The organism is Desulfovibrio subterraneus, from assembly GCF_013340285.1.
In the GTDB taxonomy this organism is placed as follows: Bacteria; Desulfobacterota; Desulfovibrionia; order Desulfovibrionales; family Desulfovibrionaceae; genus Halodesulfovibrio; species Halodesulfovibrio subterraneus.
In genome coordinates this window covers 1589279-1604091 of the sequence record NZ_BLVO01000013.1, presented here as the reverse complement: position 1 = coordinate 1604091, position 14813 = coordinate 1589279, and the positions used below count along the sequence as shown (strand labels likewise).

Below are 14813 nucleotides of genomic sequence, written 5' to 3'. Positions count from 1 at the left end.
ATATCAAGGGGGAGAAGCTATCAAAGCCGTTGAGCGAATGATTCTGTTTATAAAATGTTTAATTTCAGAGTGTTAATTGCATGTGTTGTCCGGAGAAAAAAGATTGATACGCCATGGTGCGTGTGTGCGCCCCTTCATTGCATAGACCGGCAATGCGGTGTATCATAGCAGGACTATTGACCATCAATGGAAGGAGTGCCCGTGGGCGAATTATTCAGACGCATGGCCGCACGGCCGTTTGCCGCATTCGAACTGGTTCTGGCCACCTTCTTTGTCACGCTGCTCAATCTGGCATCACCCATCTTCGTCATTCAGGTGCTCAACCGCTACGTTGCTTTCGGCTTCGACGGTACGTTGATCACTCTCACCTCCGGCATGGTGGTGGCAACGGCCCTGCTGTATGCCTTCAATGCCATACGTACGCGTCTTGCTGTGGTGGTAATGGGGGATGAAGATGAACGCCTTGCCGCGGCGGGACACGAGGCCATGCTCCGCATCCGGGCGCAGGCCATGGGGCCTGAGGTGGTGAGGGCTGCTTACGAAATTCCCGCACGGGCTGCCGCCATACGGGCCGCATCCGATTCTGCCGTGGCGTTGCAGTTGCTCGATGCCCCGTTCGCACTGCTGTATCTGGGGGTGGCCTTTCTTCTTTCTCCTCCCCTTGCTCTTGTGGGACTGATCGGGATGGTTCTTATGGCGGCACTCAACCGCCGGAACAACGACGCACAGGCACAGCTTGCGCACGACATGGACAGGGAAGAGGCAGAAAAGCGCCGCATGACGGCTTCTGTGCTGGAAGGTGCAGATACCGTGCGGGCCTTCCGGTGTGCGGGATTTGTCCGCCGCGCATGGAGCGAGCGGAATGCGGGGCTGGAAGCACTGCGTTTTGCGTTGACTCTGTCGCGCGAGAAGGGGCGGTCTGCCGGTTCGGTCATCGCCATGCTGCAGAGTGTGGGCATCTATTCCGTGGGAGCCATGCAGGTGGTGAACGGCGATATCTCGGTCGGGGTTCTCATCGGTGTGAACATTCTCGCTTCCCGTGCATTGTCCGCAGCTGGCGGACTGGCCTCTTCGTTGTCGCTTGCGGCCCGCGCGCGATCTGCCCGCCATGATCTCCTTCGTTTTCTCTCGCTGCCGCAGGAACCGACATCCGGCACTGCGCGCGATACCTTTGCCGGCAGGCTGGAACTGCGCGATGTGGCATTCGGCTGGCCGGGGAGCCATTCTCCGCTGTTCGAATCGCTATCCATGGTACTTGTTCCGGGCATGCTGACCGTTGTGCAGGGCCCCAACGGTGCCGGTAAGACTACCTTTGCCCGTATGCTGGCAGGGCTTGTGGAACCTGCGCGGGGCGAAATTGTGGCAGACGGCATTACACTGCGCCAGATCGCCCCTGACTGGTGGCGGCAGCAGATATGCTACCTGCCGCAGGAAACGGTGCTCTTTCCCGCAACGCTGCGGGAGAATATTTGTATCGGACAGACCACGCCATGCGGGGCCGCGTCTGGTGATGCCGCGTCTGGTAATGTTGTACCGGGCAAGGCTGCTCCCAACGGGGCTGGATCGGATGAAACCGCACTGAACCGTGCCATTAATGACGCTGACCTTGCGTCCTTTGTGTTTTCCCGTTCCGGAGGGCTGGAGCTCATGCTGGAGGATGCAGGGCGTTCTCTTTCCATGGGGGTGAAAAAGCGCATTGCGCTGGCCCGTGCCATGATGACGGGAGGCAGGCTGGTTGTTCTTGATGAACCGACTGAAGCTCTGGATTTTTCCGGACGTCAGGCTGTGTTCCGCTATGTCATCAATATGATCAGGGAAGGACGCACCGTTGTGGTTGTCTCCGCCGATCCCGGTTTCGAGCGCATAGCAGGGCAGAAGCTTGATCTGGGCAGTAAGCCGGTGCCGGTTATTTCGGGCAGGGCGCGCAGCGTGTCCCCCCGTGCGTCCGGACAGGGCACGCCACTTGAACATGTTTCCGGTATCGGAGTCCCGTCAGGGGATGCAGGGAATGCAGGGAATGAAGGGAATGAAGTAACGGCATCGCTTGCCGAAGCGGACACCGGTTCCGGCGAAAGGGCGCAAGGTGAGACAGGCGCAGAAGCTGACCCGAGTATGCAACAGTTCACGGGACCGGATTCAAATCAGGGTGCGGAGCAGGGTGACGGCCGGAATGCTGGCCGGGCCACTGGCCGGGAGAATAGTGATTCTTTAAAGAATGCAGCCGCCGCACCGGTTGAAGAATCGACGCCTTCCGGCGAAGAGGGGACGGGACGATGAAAATGAACGGTTCCCATCTGCAGCTGGATACCACAACGCGGGCCTTCCTGTGGCTCTGTATGGCGGGGTGTGTTGCCTTTCTCCTCTGGGCGAGCGTGGGCAGGCTGGATATCGTGAGTCTGGCCGAGGGCGAGGTGGTTCCATCCTCGCTGGTCAAGCGGGTTCAGCATCTGGAAGGGGGAATCATACGGGAAATCAAGGTGCGCGAGGGCGAGGTGGTCACGCAGGGGCAGGAACTTGTGGAACTGGAAGGAACCCAGCAGGGGTCATCAGTCGAGGAAGTGCGTGTCCGGCTTGAATCGCTGCGTGTAGACATTCTCCGGTATCAGGCAATGTCCAATCTGGCTGCTGATCTGGTGGTACCCATGAATATTCAGGCGACCCTGCCCGATAAGGTGGCCGCCGCGCGCAGACTGTTTGCTTCTTCCATGGACACTCTGGCAGGGCAGCTGGCCGAGCGGCGGCAGCAGATCATCCAGAGTGAGCAGGAGGTTCGCAGTGTGACGGTGCGTATCGAAAAGCAGCGCGATGCGCTGGTACTGCTGCGCAAAGAAATGAAGATAACGGAAGAACTTTTCAAGGAACAGCTGGCGACAGAGCTGAAGTATATTCAGCTGCAGCGCGAAGTAAACAATCTCGAAAGCCGCATCGAGCAGGATAAAGCCCAGTTGGGGAAAATGCGTTCGCAATATTCGGAGGCGGTTACCGCGGCGGATCGTGTGGAATCACAGTTCCGTGAAAAGGCCCGCGAGGATGAACGCAGGGCGCAGCAGGAATACGACGAACTCTCCGAGCGCATGAAGAAGTTTGAGGATACCCTGAAGCGGACAGTGCTGCGTTCGCCCGTGGACGGTGTGGTGAAGCAATTGGCTTTTGCCGCTCCCGGAGAAGTCGTGGAGCCGGGCGGCACCGTAATGACCATTGTTCCCACAAGTGACAAGCTGGTTGTGGAGGCGCACCTTCCGGTCAATGATATAGGCTATGTGGCTCTCGGGCAGGATGTCAGAATATCGTTGACCTCGGCAGATGCACGGCGTTTCGGTCGCATTAAGGGTTCCGTTGCCCGCATATCACCTGATGTGGTCGTGGACAGGCAGGGCAAGACATTCTACAAGGTGCGTATAGAGACAGAAAATTCCTGCTTTGAGCGTGGAAATAACCGCTACTGCCTCTATCCCGGCATGGTTGTCGCGTGTTCCATACATACCGGATCTCGCACAGTGCTTGAGTATATTCTTTCTCCCTTCATGTCGTCTCTTACCTTCTCCATGCAGGAGCGCTGATATAGCATGGGGTAATCATACTTCGTATGTTTGTTGAAAACCGGCCTTTTGGCCGGTTTTTTTGCGAACATGATAATTTTCCTTCATTCTTTTCGTATTGTTCTTTATTCGTTAAGGTGTTCTTTGAGAGTGAACGCTTGTTATTCTGTGAGCATTTATCATCTTCTCAGCTGGAGCGTATCCATGAAGAATCTTAAGCTGGCCTGGAAATTGGCCATCGGTTTCGGCGCGTTGATAGGTCTTACTCTGGTTGTCGCCTGGGTGGGACTGAGCGGCATATGGGGCATTGAAGAGCGGGTGGGCAAGGCGGACGACATGAACCGGCTGGTCAAGTTGATCATGGATGCCCGTCTGCAGGAAAAGAACTTCATTATCCGGCGAGACGATGAATCACGTAAGAAGCATGCTGAGATCATCGTGTCCATGCACAAGCAGATTGCAGACAGCAGGGTCAAGTTCAGCGATCCCGTCAATCTGAAACAGATGGATGATGTTTCCGCTGCGGTAGGCAAATACGACTCGTCCTTCCTGCTGTATGTGAAGGGGAGTAACGAACGTTTTGCCATGATGGATAAGATGCGGGCGAACGCGCAGGCAGTGCTGTCTGAAGCGGAAGACATCCGCGCCAATCTCAAGCAGCAGCTGGTTCAGTTGCGGGCCGCCGGAGCCGCATCGGCCCTTGTGGACCTGAAGCTGCGCAATGCCGATGACGCAAACCGTATCATCAAGTGGTTCCTTGATGCCCGCAAGAACGAAAAGGAACTGATCATCTCTTCCGATGCCAAATACGCCGCAGCGGTGGACGATGACATGGCCAAAGTTCTGGAGCTGACAGCCGACCTGCGCACCCGTCTTGAGAGCAAGGAGAACCTTGCATCCATAGATGCGCTCAAGGCTTCGGTGAAGACATATCACGATGGCTTCCGCCTGTACCACGGCATGATGCAGGAACAGGACAAGGCTAACACCAACATGATTGCGAGCGCGCGCGAAGCACGCGCCATTTGCGAAGAAGCGCGTAATAACCAGAAGGACAAAATGGATGCCCAGATTCAGAGCGCGGTATCCATAATGAGCGCTATGTCCGCATTTGCCATTGTTGTTGCCGTGCTGCTTGCGGTGTTCATTACCAGAGGAATCACCGTTCCGTTGGCAAAGGGCATTGCCTTTGCGCAGCTGCTTTCCGGTGGCGACCTGCGGGCAACCGTGGACGTGAACCAGCGGGATGAAGTGGGCATGCTTGCCGATGCCCTGCGCACCATGGTGGGCCGTCTGCGTGAGGTGGTGGGTGAGGTGCAGAGCGCTGCCGAAAATGTTTCGTCCGGCAGCGAAGAGCTTGCCGCCTCAAGCACCAGCATGTCTCAGGGAGCAACCGAACAGGCTGCCGCAGTGGAAGAGATTTCTTCCTCCATGGAGGAAATGGCCTCCAACATTCGGCAGAATGCCGAAAACGCAGCCCAGACCGAGCAGATGTCGCTTAAGGCCGCCAGAGACGCGGAAGAAGGTGGCAGGGCGGTCTCCCGCACTGTTGAAGCCATGAACAAGATTGCCGAGAAGATTTCCATTATCGAGGAAATAGCCCGCCAGACCAACCTGCTTGCGCTGAACGCCGCCATTGAGGCCGCGCGGGCCGGAGAACACGGCAAGGGCTTTGCGGTGGTCGCATCGGAAGTACGCAAGCTTGCCGAACGTTCGGGTGAGGCCGCAGCCGAGATAAGCGAGCTGTCATCCTCAAGTGTTCAGGTGGCGCAGGCTGCCGGTGAGATGCTGAACAAGATTGTGCCTGACATTCAAAAAACGGCGAACCTTGTGCAGGAAATTGCCGCAGCCAGCAACGAGCAGAATTCCGGAGCCGAACAGATCAACAAGGCCATACAGCAGCTCGACACGGTTGTGCAGCAGAACGCATCGGCATCCGAAGAAATGGCATCCACTTCGGAAGAGTTGGCTTCGCAGGCTGAACAGCTCATGCAGAACATTGCCTTCTTCAAGATTGACCATCACAGCGGCTCTTCGGTGCATGCTCAGGCCCCCAGACAGGTTAAGGCCGGCTATGCGCAGCCCGCAAGAAACAAGGCGGGCGGAGGAGCCGGAAAGCCCCGTAAGCTGGCCGCTTCCGGCAAGTCTTCCGGCGGGGCATCGGGCGCATCATCCGGCGCAGGCATTGCGCTGGATATGAAGGAAGCGTCAGATGATGATTTTGAACGCTTCTAGCTTTGTGTAGTGCCGGATTACGGCCATAAGTAGCGCAGCAAAGCGCCCGCCCCGGCGGGCGCTTTTTTTGTATTCTTCGCGCTTTTCATTGCCCCGGAAAGGCGTTGAGGATAGAGTGCCGTCCATGAGCCTCTTACGAATTGCAGAAGAAAACGAATCGGTTATCCGTCTGGTCCCGAGCATGGTGCCTGCCGTTGCCATGGGCTGTTGTATTGTCATTGGCTGTGCTTTCGGCGTTGCCGCAGCCTTGCAGACAGGGCAGCACCTGCAGATGGTAGTGCTGCTGATGGTTGCCTGCGCATTTTTTCTTACAGCCATTCTGGTGAGAAGCCAGAAGAGGGCCTATGAGGTGAACATTGCCGATAAGGCTGTCTACGTCATGGGGCGCCAGAAGACGGATATCTATGTCATTCCTTTCAGCGAGATAGCAGCCCTGCGCATTGCCCGCGTCGTCCGCATGGTGAATGTTTCCGTGCATGACAGAAAGGAAGAACTTGTGCACGCCTCCAAGCGCCCGGGCAGGCCGGAATTCACGCTGGATATTCTCCGCCGCGATTCAGGCTATGAAACCATGGACAAATCCGTCACTGCGCAGGAAATTGTGACTCTTGCCAATCTGCTTGCCAAGCGCACGGGACTGCCCGTGGTGGATGATGCAGGATTGGATGCAGCGCACGAGGCAACCGCAACCTATGCTGCCGACGCAGGTGCTGCACCGGATTCCCCCCCGCCCGGTTCCGTCATCCGTTACAGGGAAGACAGGCGCGGCGCAGGCTATGTGTGGACGCTCTCATCCGGCCTTGTTGTCATGGGACTCATGGCCCTTGTGGGTGTGGGTATGCTGGGCATAGGTGCCATGGGCATTCTGGAGTTCCTCAAGGAAGACGGTAATCATTGGGTTGCCGTGGCCGCCACCATCATTGCAGGGGTGCTTGCCTATCAGATTTCGTGGCGTTTTTTGCACGGGGCCCTGTGCAGCGGATACGTGGCGCTGGATGATGAAGAACTGCACTGCGGATATTACTGCCTTGATAACGAAAAGGAATCGTTTTCCATTCCCAGACAGCAGGTCATGGCGTTCAGGGTAAACGCTCCCCGCTATCGCAGGTGCACGCTTGAAGTGCTTACCCGTGACGGCAACACCCTTATCGTGGCAAAGCTCAATCCCGGTCTCTTTCCCCTGACTGTAGGCGACCTGCATTGGCTCAATGCGCGGCTTTCCAGGGTGCTGGCGCGGGGAATCTGAATGGAACGCCTTTTCGACCATTGATATTTTACGGCATTACCTTGCACGTAGTCAGCCTCGGGCGCTATTGTAAGGTATGAATCTGCAATCCACTGCCATACGGATACTGAAATATCTGCTGCCCTGCCTGATTTTTCTGGGATTCTCCATGATTTCAGAGGCGTCCGGTGCATATAGGGTTCTGCAACTCAATTCCTATCATCCCGAATTTCCCACGGCCGGTCTGGTGCACGATGGTGCCATGTCCGTATTTGCGCCCGTGGGCGTGGAGATGGATGTTGAATACCTCGATACAAAGCGTCATCCGGACGAACAGATAACTGAGCTGGCGGCAAAACCCCTCGCCTACAAACTGCAGAGGCGTCCTGCCTATGCTGCGGTGCTTACCTCGGACGATAACGCCCTGCATTTTGCCCTGCGCTACAGGGATACGCTTTTCAAGGGCCTTCCCATAGTCTTCTGCGGGGTGAATGACGTGGACTTTGCCTTGTCCATGAACGGGGACCCGGGTGTCACCGGCGTCATTGAAGCCGTTTCGCTGAAGCCGACCATCGACCTCATCTTCACCCTGAGTCCTTCCGTCAAACGGGTCATAGCCATAGCGGATGACACGTTGAGCGGCAGGGGCGATTTGCGGTCCTTCCTGCAGCTGAAGGGCGAGTATCCCTCCGGCACGCTGGATGCGATGGACCTTGCCCGGCTGAGCTGGAACGAGCTTGAGGAACAGCTGAAGCATCTGCAGCAGGATACGGCGCTGCTGCTCCTCTCGGCATACGGAGATGTCCGCGGAGTCCGTTATGACTTTGCAACGGGGATGAAGAGAGTCGTTTCCGCCAGTCCCGTGCCGGTATATCATCTCTGGCGGCATGGCATAGGCGGCGGACTCATGGGGGGCATAGTGGTCAGCCACTACCATCAGGCCCGTGCGGCTGCTTTGATGGTGCTTGATATTCTGCACAACGGCAAATCTCCCGGCAGCATTCCGGTGACAGATAAAAGCCCCAACGTGTGCATGTTCGATGCCTCGCTCATGGCCCGCTGGCATCTTGATGTCTCGCGTCTGCCATCCGGTGCGGAGCTTGTGAATCCTGTTCCTCATTCTTTTACCCGCATTCTTTCAGACTCAAGAGCCATGTACGTGGCTATGGCCGTTATTCTTGCCGGAGTTGCGGGCCTGGTAGTGCTGTTCAGGCATAGAAAGCACTTACAGCGTATGGAGGCGCAGAACAGGCTTGATGCGGCACGCAGGGGGCTGCTGGATTCACAGGAATCTTTCAAATCCATCATAGACAGCCTGCCGGAAGCGCTTGTGTTACTGGACTGCGATGGACGCATTGTGGACTGGAACCGGAATGCGGAGCAGTGGGCGACAATTCCCGGCAAGCTTGGGGCAGGGAAGGACTTCTTCACCATTTTCTCTTCTCTGCCGCTGGCACCATCGCGGATTGATCTTGTCCTGGCGCGCAGAGAGGCTGTGCACATATCGAACAGCCCTGTCATGCTCGGCGGTGTGGCTGTGTATGCCGATATTCTTGTCTGTCCCGTCCGTTCTTCGGAAAGCGACAGGGTGCTGGTGCGATGCGTGGATGTCAGCGGGCAGGTGCGTATTGTCCAGTATCTGATGGGAGCCGAATGGCTTTTCTCGCTCGGCGGAACTGTTTCGGAGGTGACGAAGTCGATCAACAGCCCTCTGTCCGCCATTTTGCTGGATGTGCAGAATATTCATCGCAGGCTGGGCGGCAGTCTGCCGGAGAATGAAGAAACTGCCCGGCTTTGCGGTACTTCCATGGAAGCCATTACCGCATACTGTAACCGCAGGGGGATAAGCGGCATGCTGTCGGGCCTTCGCGAGGCAAGCGAGGGCATGGCGAGGGTGAGCGCAGAACTTTCCGTCTTTATGAACGAAGAGAGAAACAAGCTCTCTTCCGTGAATCTTGGTGAACTGGTCCGCAAGGCAGCCAATCTGGCTGCCACTGAGGCATGGCTGGGCGTTGCAGGCAATGAGCGCGGAGTGCGGTTTGTCTTTTCGGAAGAAGGAAAACCCGAGGTGCTGTTTGTGCGCGAAGAGCTTGAACTGGCGCTGCTCTGTTTCTTCAGGTGGCACGGCAAGATATGCGCCGATGTATGGCAGTCGGGCGAGATAGAACTTGCAGTCACAGCCTCGGCATCACAGAGCGAGATCGAAGTTCGTGTCCGCAACCCCGTGATGGAATACAACGAACAGCTCCGCATGCTGCCCGATGCCTTTGCACAGCGCCAGATGCTTCTTGTGCCGTACATGGGGGCGGAGCTGACCCTGGTGTACCTGCTCTTCGTTCTGCGGCACAACGGCTCTCTGGCTGTGCATGAACATCCCGCCGGAGGCGTGGTCACATCCCTCCGGCTGCCGGCGGGGAGTTGATGCATCCGCATGTTCTCTTCTTTCCCCATCGGCCATGCGGCCGTACATGGGGGCTATACACTCATGGCTAATTGCGTATAATACGACCACCCTGTAACGCTGGTATGGCAGGGCAATATCATTCTGCAACGCTGGAGGAATCCGAATGCTTGATCCCAGGGAATGCATCCTGTACAGCGGCGGTGCTCGCGGAACCGAGACCTGTTTTGGAGAAACGGCTGAGAAGTACGGGCTTCAGGAAGTTAACTACAGCTTTGAAGGACACAAGGTTGACCGTACCAGAGGCGTGCGGGTGCTTACCAGCGAGGAACTTGCGCTGAAAGACGTGAGCCTGACCTATGTTTCCCGTCTGATGAGCCGCAACTATTCCACCGCGCCTCTTTTCCGCAAGGTGCTTCAGTCCATCTGCTGGCAGGTTTCCAGCGGGCATGAAGTGTTTGTTGTGGGCGAAATTCAGGAAGACGGAACCGTCAAGGGCGGCACCGGCTGGGGTGCTGAATTCGCCAAGATCTGCAACAAGCCGCTGTATGTTTTTGATCAGATTCAGAGCCGCTGGTTCAAGTGGGAAAAGGATGCATGGGAGGCTGTTGAAAATCCGGTGATCACTCATCGTCATTTCACCGCCACCGGCACCCGCTTCCTCGATGAGGAAGGCGTGGAAGCCATTGAAGGCCTTTTCACCCGGTCATTTGCGAAATAACGTCTGTACGTGACTGCAACGCCGGAATCCGCAAGGCTTCCGGCGTTTTTTATTTTGGCCTCCGGCATTATTCCGAAGGCACGTTCAGGAGTGTTGTGTACATGAAAACGGATTCTGCCTCTGCAGCCTCTTCGGGAATGGCTGCCGCCTGTGTGGCCTTTGTCATGTGGGGATTGCTGCCCCTGTACTGGAAAATGCTCGGCGGGGTACCCGCAACCGAGATTCTCTGCCACCGTATTATGTGGTCTGCCGTGTTTGTGGGCGGCATTGTGACTTTCACCGGAAGATGGAAGGAACTGAAAGAAGCCCTGCACTCGCGTAAAACCCTGCTCACAATGACCTGCAGCAGTGTGCTTATAGGCATCAACTGGTGGCTGTATATCTGGGCGGTGAACAGCGGGCATGTGCTGGAAACAAGCCTTGGTTACTATATCAACCCGCTTGTGAACATCATGCTCGGCTTTCTGCTTTTCCGCGACCGCCTGCGTCCCGTACAGCTTGTGGCCATAGCGCTTGCCGCCGGCGGCGTTGTCTACCAGCTTGTGCAGTTCGGGCGGCTGCCGTGGGTCGCGCTCAGCCTCGCCTTTTCGTTCAGCTTCTACGGTCTGCTCCGCAAAATCGCCTCTGTGGAATCCATTCCCGGCCTCATGTTTGAAACACTGGTGCTCACCCCGCTTGTTACGGGCTATCTGGTGTATCTGCATGTGCAGGGTACAGGGGCTTTCGGCACCATGGGAGTGACGATCGACCTTCTGCTGGCCGGTGCCGGTGTGGCGACATCGCTTCCCCTTGTCGGTTTTGCTTATGGCGCACGCCGCATCAGGCTGGTCACATTGGGGCTGCTGCAATATGTGGCACCCAGCATTGCCTTTTTGCTCGGGGTGTACGTGTTCAAGGAAGAGTTCACCGTTGACCATCTGATCACCTTCGGCTGTATATGGTCGGCCCTTCTGCTGTATTCGGGCGAAGGCATCTTCAGGAACAGATTTCTGAAGCGGAAGTAGAGGTGTTTCCTGCTGGCATTGCCTGCTTCTGCCGGAACCCGGGGCAGCCTTTTGATTTTGCAGGATGTGTCAGGAGTGACCGTCCGGCCTCCCGCTCGGCCTGTCTGTTCGGCCCGTCTGTCCATTTTTCCATCCGCATAGATCTTCCGGCATATACAGGGTTTTCATACCCCGTCCCGCTTCTTCACAGGAGAGCGGGACGGGGGTATTTTTTTGCAGATTGTTATTCGTTGAGGAAAAACAGAACATAAATTTTGTAAGGTTGCTCTTTCTTCGGATGAAGTGCTGACTTTTTGAAAGGAGAGGTGTTATAAGTTCTCAAAGGTGTATTGCTGTACTTTTGTGGTGCGGGTAGTCTTTGATTGTCTGTTTGTCGGGGGAGGGATTCGTCATGGCAGAGATCGGAAGTGTCGTATCCTCAGCGGGCAAGGTTGTTGCCGTTCTCGATGGCGCGGAACGCGTGCTTTCTGCCGGAAGCGGCGTGTTTGAAGGCGAAGCCATCAGGACGGGCGACGGTGCCTCGGTCGAAATCCGGTTTGATGATGAAACCGTTCTTTCGCAGGGTCCCAACAGTGAACTGACCCTCGATTCCTACGTTTACAATCCCAATGCTCCGGCGCAGAGCAGCTTTCTTTTCAAGATGGCACAGGGTACCTACCGCATGGCCACCGGCCAGATTGCCGAAGACAATCCGGATGGTGTACGTCTCGAATCCCCCCTTGCCACCATCGGCATACGCGGTACAACCACCGTTTCCCGCATTCTTCCGGACGGAACCGAGCTGCACGCTGCGGAATCGCTTTCGGGCGGCCGTTCCATCATCCTGCAGGACCAGTTCGGCAACCAGCAGCTAATAACTTTCACCAGCGGCGGCGTGCCTTTTAATCCGAATATCCCCATGGGAGCGGTTATTACCGTCCCCCGGAGTGTCTTCGATGCCATTCGGGCCAGTGCTCCGCTTACCTCACGGGGCGAGCCTCCGGCTGGCGGGGCGGGCAATGGGGACGCTGGCGGCGATAAGCAGGGCGTAAGCGGTGAAGGTGGGGCTGGACCGGAACCAGATGGGCCGGGACCAGACGGAGCGGGACCAGATGGACCGGGACCAGACGGAGCGGGACCGGACGGGCAAGGAGCGGACGGGCAGGGGCCTGCAGATACCGCCGCGCTCAGTCTTATCGGCGGTGACGCGCTCGCCGCTCTGCTTGGACTGCCGGATGGCACGCTCGATTTTCTGACGCAGGGAGCTCTCGGGCGGGGCGATATCACCGAGGCCACTGATCCCGCCGAGCTTCTCGAAAGGCTGATAGCAGCTCTGATTTCCAGTTCTCACGGGCTTCCGGGCGAAGGAACCGACACGCAGAATACCCTTGAGACTGAAACAAACACCACGCCTGCAGAGCAGACCGTCACACCACCCGTGAGCGGCGTGAACATAATCACAGGTACATCCGGACCGGATCTGCTGAAAGGCACCAGTGGCAGTGACAGCATTTCGGGCTTGGGCGGCGACGATACGCTTGTGGGCAACCGCGGGGCAGATACGCTTGTCGGCGGCAAGGGTGACGACACCATTTATGGCTCGGAACAGGGACAGGAAGATCGCCTGAAGGTCATGGCAACCGTGACGCACGATGGTGATTCGCTGGAAGACGGCGCGTTCGCCCGAATCGACACAGACAGCGATTATGAAGTGGTCTTGCTCGCACAGGACTCAGGGGGCAACAGCACTCTTACCTGGTACGAGACTTCCCTGAATCCCCTCACGCACGCCATATCCCTCACCGAACATGTCATAGACACCATCTCGAACGATTATCCAACCTCGGCGCTTGCCGTTGGGGATTCCGATAATGACGGGGACAATGACATCTTTCTCGGCATGGAAGGCGGGCAGATTCTCCGGTATGAAAATCTGGGGAACGGCACCTTTGCGCAGGATACCGTCAACACCCTCGATTCCCTGAGCGGAAGCGTGGACAAGATGTTGGTCACCGATCTGGACGGCGACGGTCAGGTTGACGATCTCGTTGTGCGCGGTTCGGGCAATGGCGGTGAGCTGGTCTGGTATACGAACGGGGCAGGCACACCGCAGACTATTCAGGGAGCACTCGGTGGCAGCGATATTCTTGCAGTTGCAGAGGTCAACAGCGCAGACGGCAACTATCGCGAGGTGTTCACCCAGTACGGCTCGCACCTCAAGTGTTTCCATTATGACGGTTCAAACTGGGGCTATTCGGTTGTCGAAGCCAATGTGACCGGTTCGCAGCAGAGAATGGCCTTGGGCGATGTGGACGGAGATGGCGACCTTGACCTGTTCTTCTCCGACGATGATACCCTGCGCCTGTACATGAATAACGGTGGTTCCTATTCGGAAAGCTCGGTCTCGCTACAGACCCCGGGCGTTGCCATCGCGGCTCTGGCCGTGGGCGACTTCATCGGGAACAGCGACCTTGATCTGCTCGTGGCCACGGCCAACGATCTGTATATCTATCACAACGTAAATGACGGGCAGTGGTTCGAGAAAACTGCGCTGCTGTCGACCGACAACACCATCGACGATGTCATGGTGGGTGACTTTGATGGCGACGGAAAAGCGGACGATGTGGTCATCCACTATACAGGCGGCACTGATTCGGCCGTGATTTATGAGAATCTGCTCAGTGAGGCGGAACAGAATACGGTGAGCTACAAGCTCTCCGCCACGCCGGTAACAGTGGATCTGCGTGAGGGCGTTGCCACCTCCGACGTGGGAGGCGACGGCACGGATTCGTTGCACCTTGTGGATAACATCATCGGTTCTGCGGCCTCCGATTCGCTCGGCAACGGCGATACCCTGTACGGAAACGGGTTCGACAACAAGATTTCAGGCCTTGCCGGTAATGACAGCATAGAAGGTGGGGGCGGAGACGACTCTCTTTCCGGCGACGAGGGATCCGATTACATCATCGGCGGCATGGGCAATGACCTTATCTCCGGCGGGGCGGGCAATGACGTGCTGTTCGGCGATGAAGATCAAAACGGTGTGGCGTATGGCCACGATAGTATTTCCGGCGGCTCCGGAAATGACGAGATTCATGGGGGCTACTGGGACGATCTGCTGCTCGGCAATTCCGGCACGGATCAGCTGTTCGGTGATGACGGAAACGACACCCTCTGGGGGGGAACAGGCGGAGACTCCCTTACCGGCGGTAACGGGGATGATGTATTCTATTACTCATCACAGCTGGATGCCGGAGATGTGGTAAACGACTTCAACAATTCGGACGACACTTTCAGCTTCCTGAGTTCTCAGTTCGGCTCGCTGGCGCATAATGCCGCGCTTTCAGCGGGCAACTTTGTCTACTGGGTCAAGGCAGACCACTATGGCCAGAGCTTCACCGAGGCTGGCGGCACCTTTGCAGGTGGTACTGCCGGATTCGTATACGAAGTGACAGACAGTAATGCCGCTTACGGCAACCTGTATTTCGACAATGATACGGGCCACACCGGCGATGAAGTGCTCATTGCTACGGTTACGCAGACCACGGCAGGCAGTGCCGGTGCCATGGCCGCCTCAGATATATATCTGACGGACACGCCGTTCACAGACCCGAACGCCATCGTTTGATGTCCCGCCCTGCAGGCACCTGGCCCCGTCCGCAGTATTGCGGGCGGGGTTTTCTGTGGCGGAGTACTGGCCGCCGGTGTA

At 56.9% G+C, this 14813-nt stretch carries 8 protein-coding genes; all 8 read left to right on the top strand.

Annotated elements, in window-relative coordinates:
* The first annotated feature begins 201 nt into the window (after positions 1 to 201).
* The 8 genes from HUV30_RS14310 (at position 202) to HUV30_RS14275 (ending at position 14732) form a co-directional block, all read left to right on the top strand.
* On the top strand, positions 202 to 2277 hold the full coding sequence (locus HUV30_RS14310; RefSeq protein ID WP_174406097.1) for an ATP-binding cassette domain-containing protein: 2076 nt from the start codon (positions 202 to 204) through the stop codon (positions 2275 to 2277).
* Between the two features lie 2 nt (positions 2278 to 2279).
* A complete protein-coding gene (locus HUV30_RS14305; protein ID WP_174406096.1) occupies positions 2280 to 3560 on the top strand; it encodes an HlyD family type I secretion periplasmic adaptor subunit in 1281 nt (426 codons plus the stop codon).
* 183 nt (positions 3561 to 3743) lie between these two features.
* Complete coding sequence (locus HUV30_RS14300; protein ID WP_174406095.1) at positions 3744 to 5774, top strand: methyl-accepting chemotaxis protein; 2031 nt, start codon at positions 3744 to 3746, stop codon at positions 5772 to 5774.
* 124 nt (positions 5775 to 5898) lie between these two features.
* Positions 5899 to 7020: a hypothetical protein gene (locus HUV30_RS14295; protein ID WP_174406094.1), complete on the top strand. Its 1122-nt coding sequence runs from the start codon at positions 5899 to 5901 to the stop codon at positions 7018 to 7020.
* Positions 7021 to 7096: 76 nt separating this feature from the next.
* The gene (locus HUV30_RS14290; protein WP_174406093.1) at positions 7097 to 9421 is read left to right on the top strand and encodes an ABC transporter substrate binding protein; all 2325 of its coding nucleotides are present in this window, start codon (positions 7097 to 7099) and stop codon (positions 9419 to 9421) included.
* A 145-nt stretch (positions 9422 to 9566) separates the two neighbouring features.
* Complete coding sequence (locus HUV30_RS14285; RefSeq protein ID WP_174406092.1) at positions 9567 to 10121, top strand: hypothetical protein; 555 nt, start codon at positions 9567 to 9569, stop codon at positions 10119 to 10121.
* 101 nt (positions 10122 to 10222) lie between these two features.
* A complete protein-coding gene (rarD, locus tag HUV30_RS14280; protein WP_174406091.1) occupies positions 10223 to 11125 on the top strand; it encodes an EamA family transporter RarD in 903 nt (300 codons plus the stop codon).
* Positions 11126 to 11516: 391 nt separating this feature from the next.
* The gene (locus HUV30_RS14275) at positions 11517 to 14732 is read left to right on the top strand and encodes an FG-GAP-like repeat-containing protein (RefSeq protein ID WP_174406090.1); all 3216 of its coding nucleotides are present in this window, start codon (positions 11517 to 11519) and stop codon (positions 14730 to 14732) included.
* The last annotated feature ends 81 nt before the right edge of the window (positions 14733 to 14813 follow it).

Bases quoted from the DNA above. Each gene is read 5' to 3' on its own strand.
- HUV30_RS14300 (WP_174406095.1), top strand. From the start codon at position 3,744: ATGAAGAATCTTAAGCTGGCCTGGAAATTGGCCATCGGTTTCGGCGCG.
- HUV30_RS14275 (WP_174406090.1), top strand. From the start codon at position 11,517: ATGGCAGAGATCGGAAGTGTCGTATCCTCAGCGGGCAAGGTTGTTGCC.
- rarD (WP_174406091.1), top strand. From the start codon at position 10,223: ATGAAAACGGATTCTGCCTCTGCAGCCTCTTCGGGAATGGCTGCCGCC.
- HUV30_RS14305 (WP_174406096.1), top strand. From the start codon at position 2,280: ATGAACGGTTCCCATCTGCAGCTGGATACCACAACGCGGGCCTTCCTG.
- HUV30_RS14285 (WP_174406092.1), top strand. From the start codon at position 9,567: ATGCTTGATCCCAGGGAATGCATCCTGTACAGCGGCGGTGCTCGCGGA.
- HUV30_RS14290 (WP_174406093.1), top strand. From the start codon at position 7,097: ATGAATCTGCAATCCACTGCCATACGGATACTGAAATATCTGCTGCCC.
- HUV30_RS14295 (WP_174406094.1), top strand. From the start codon at position 5,899: ATGAGCCTCTTACGAATTGCAGAAGAAAACGAATCGGTTATCCGTCTG.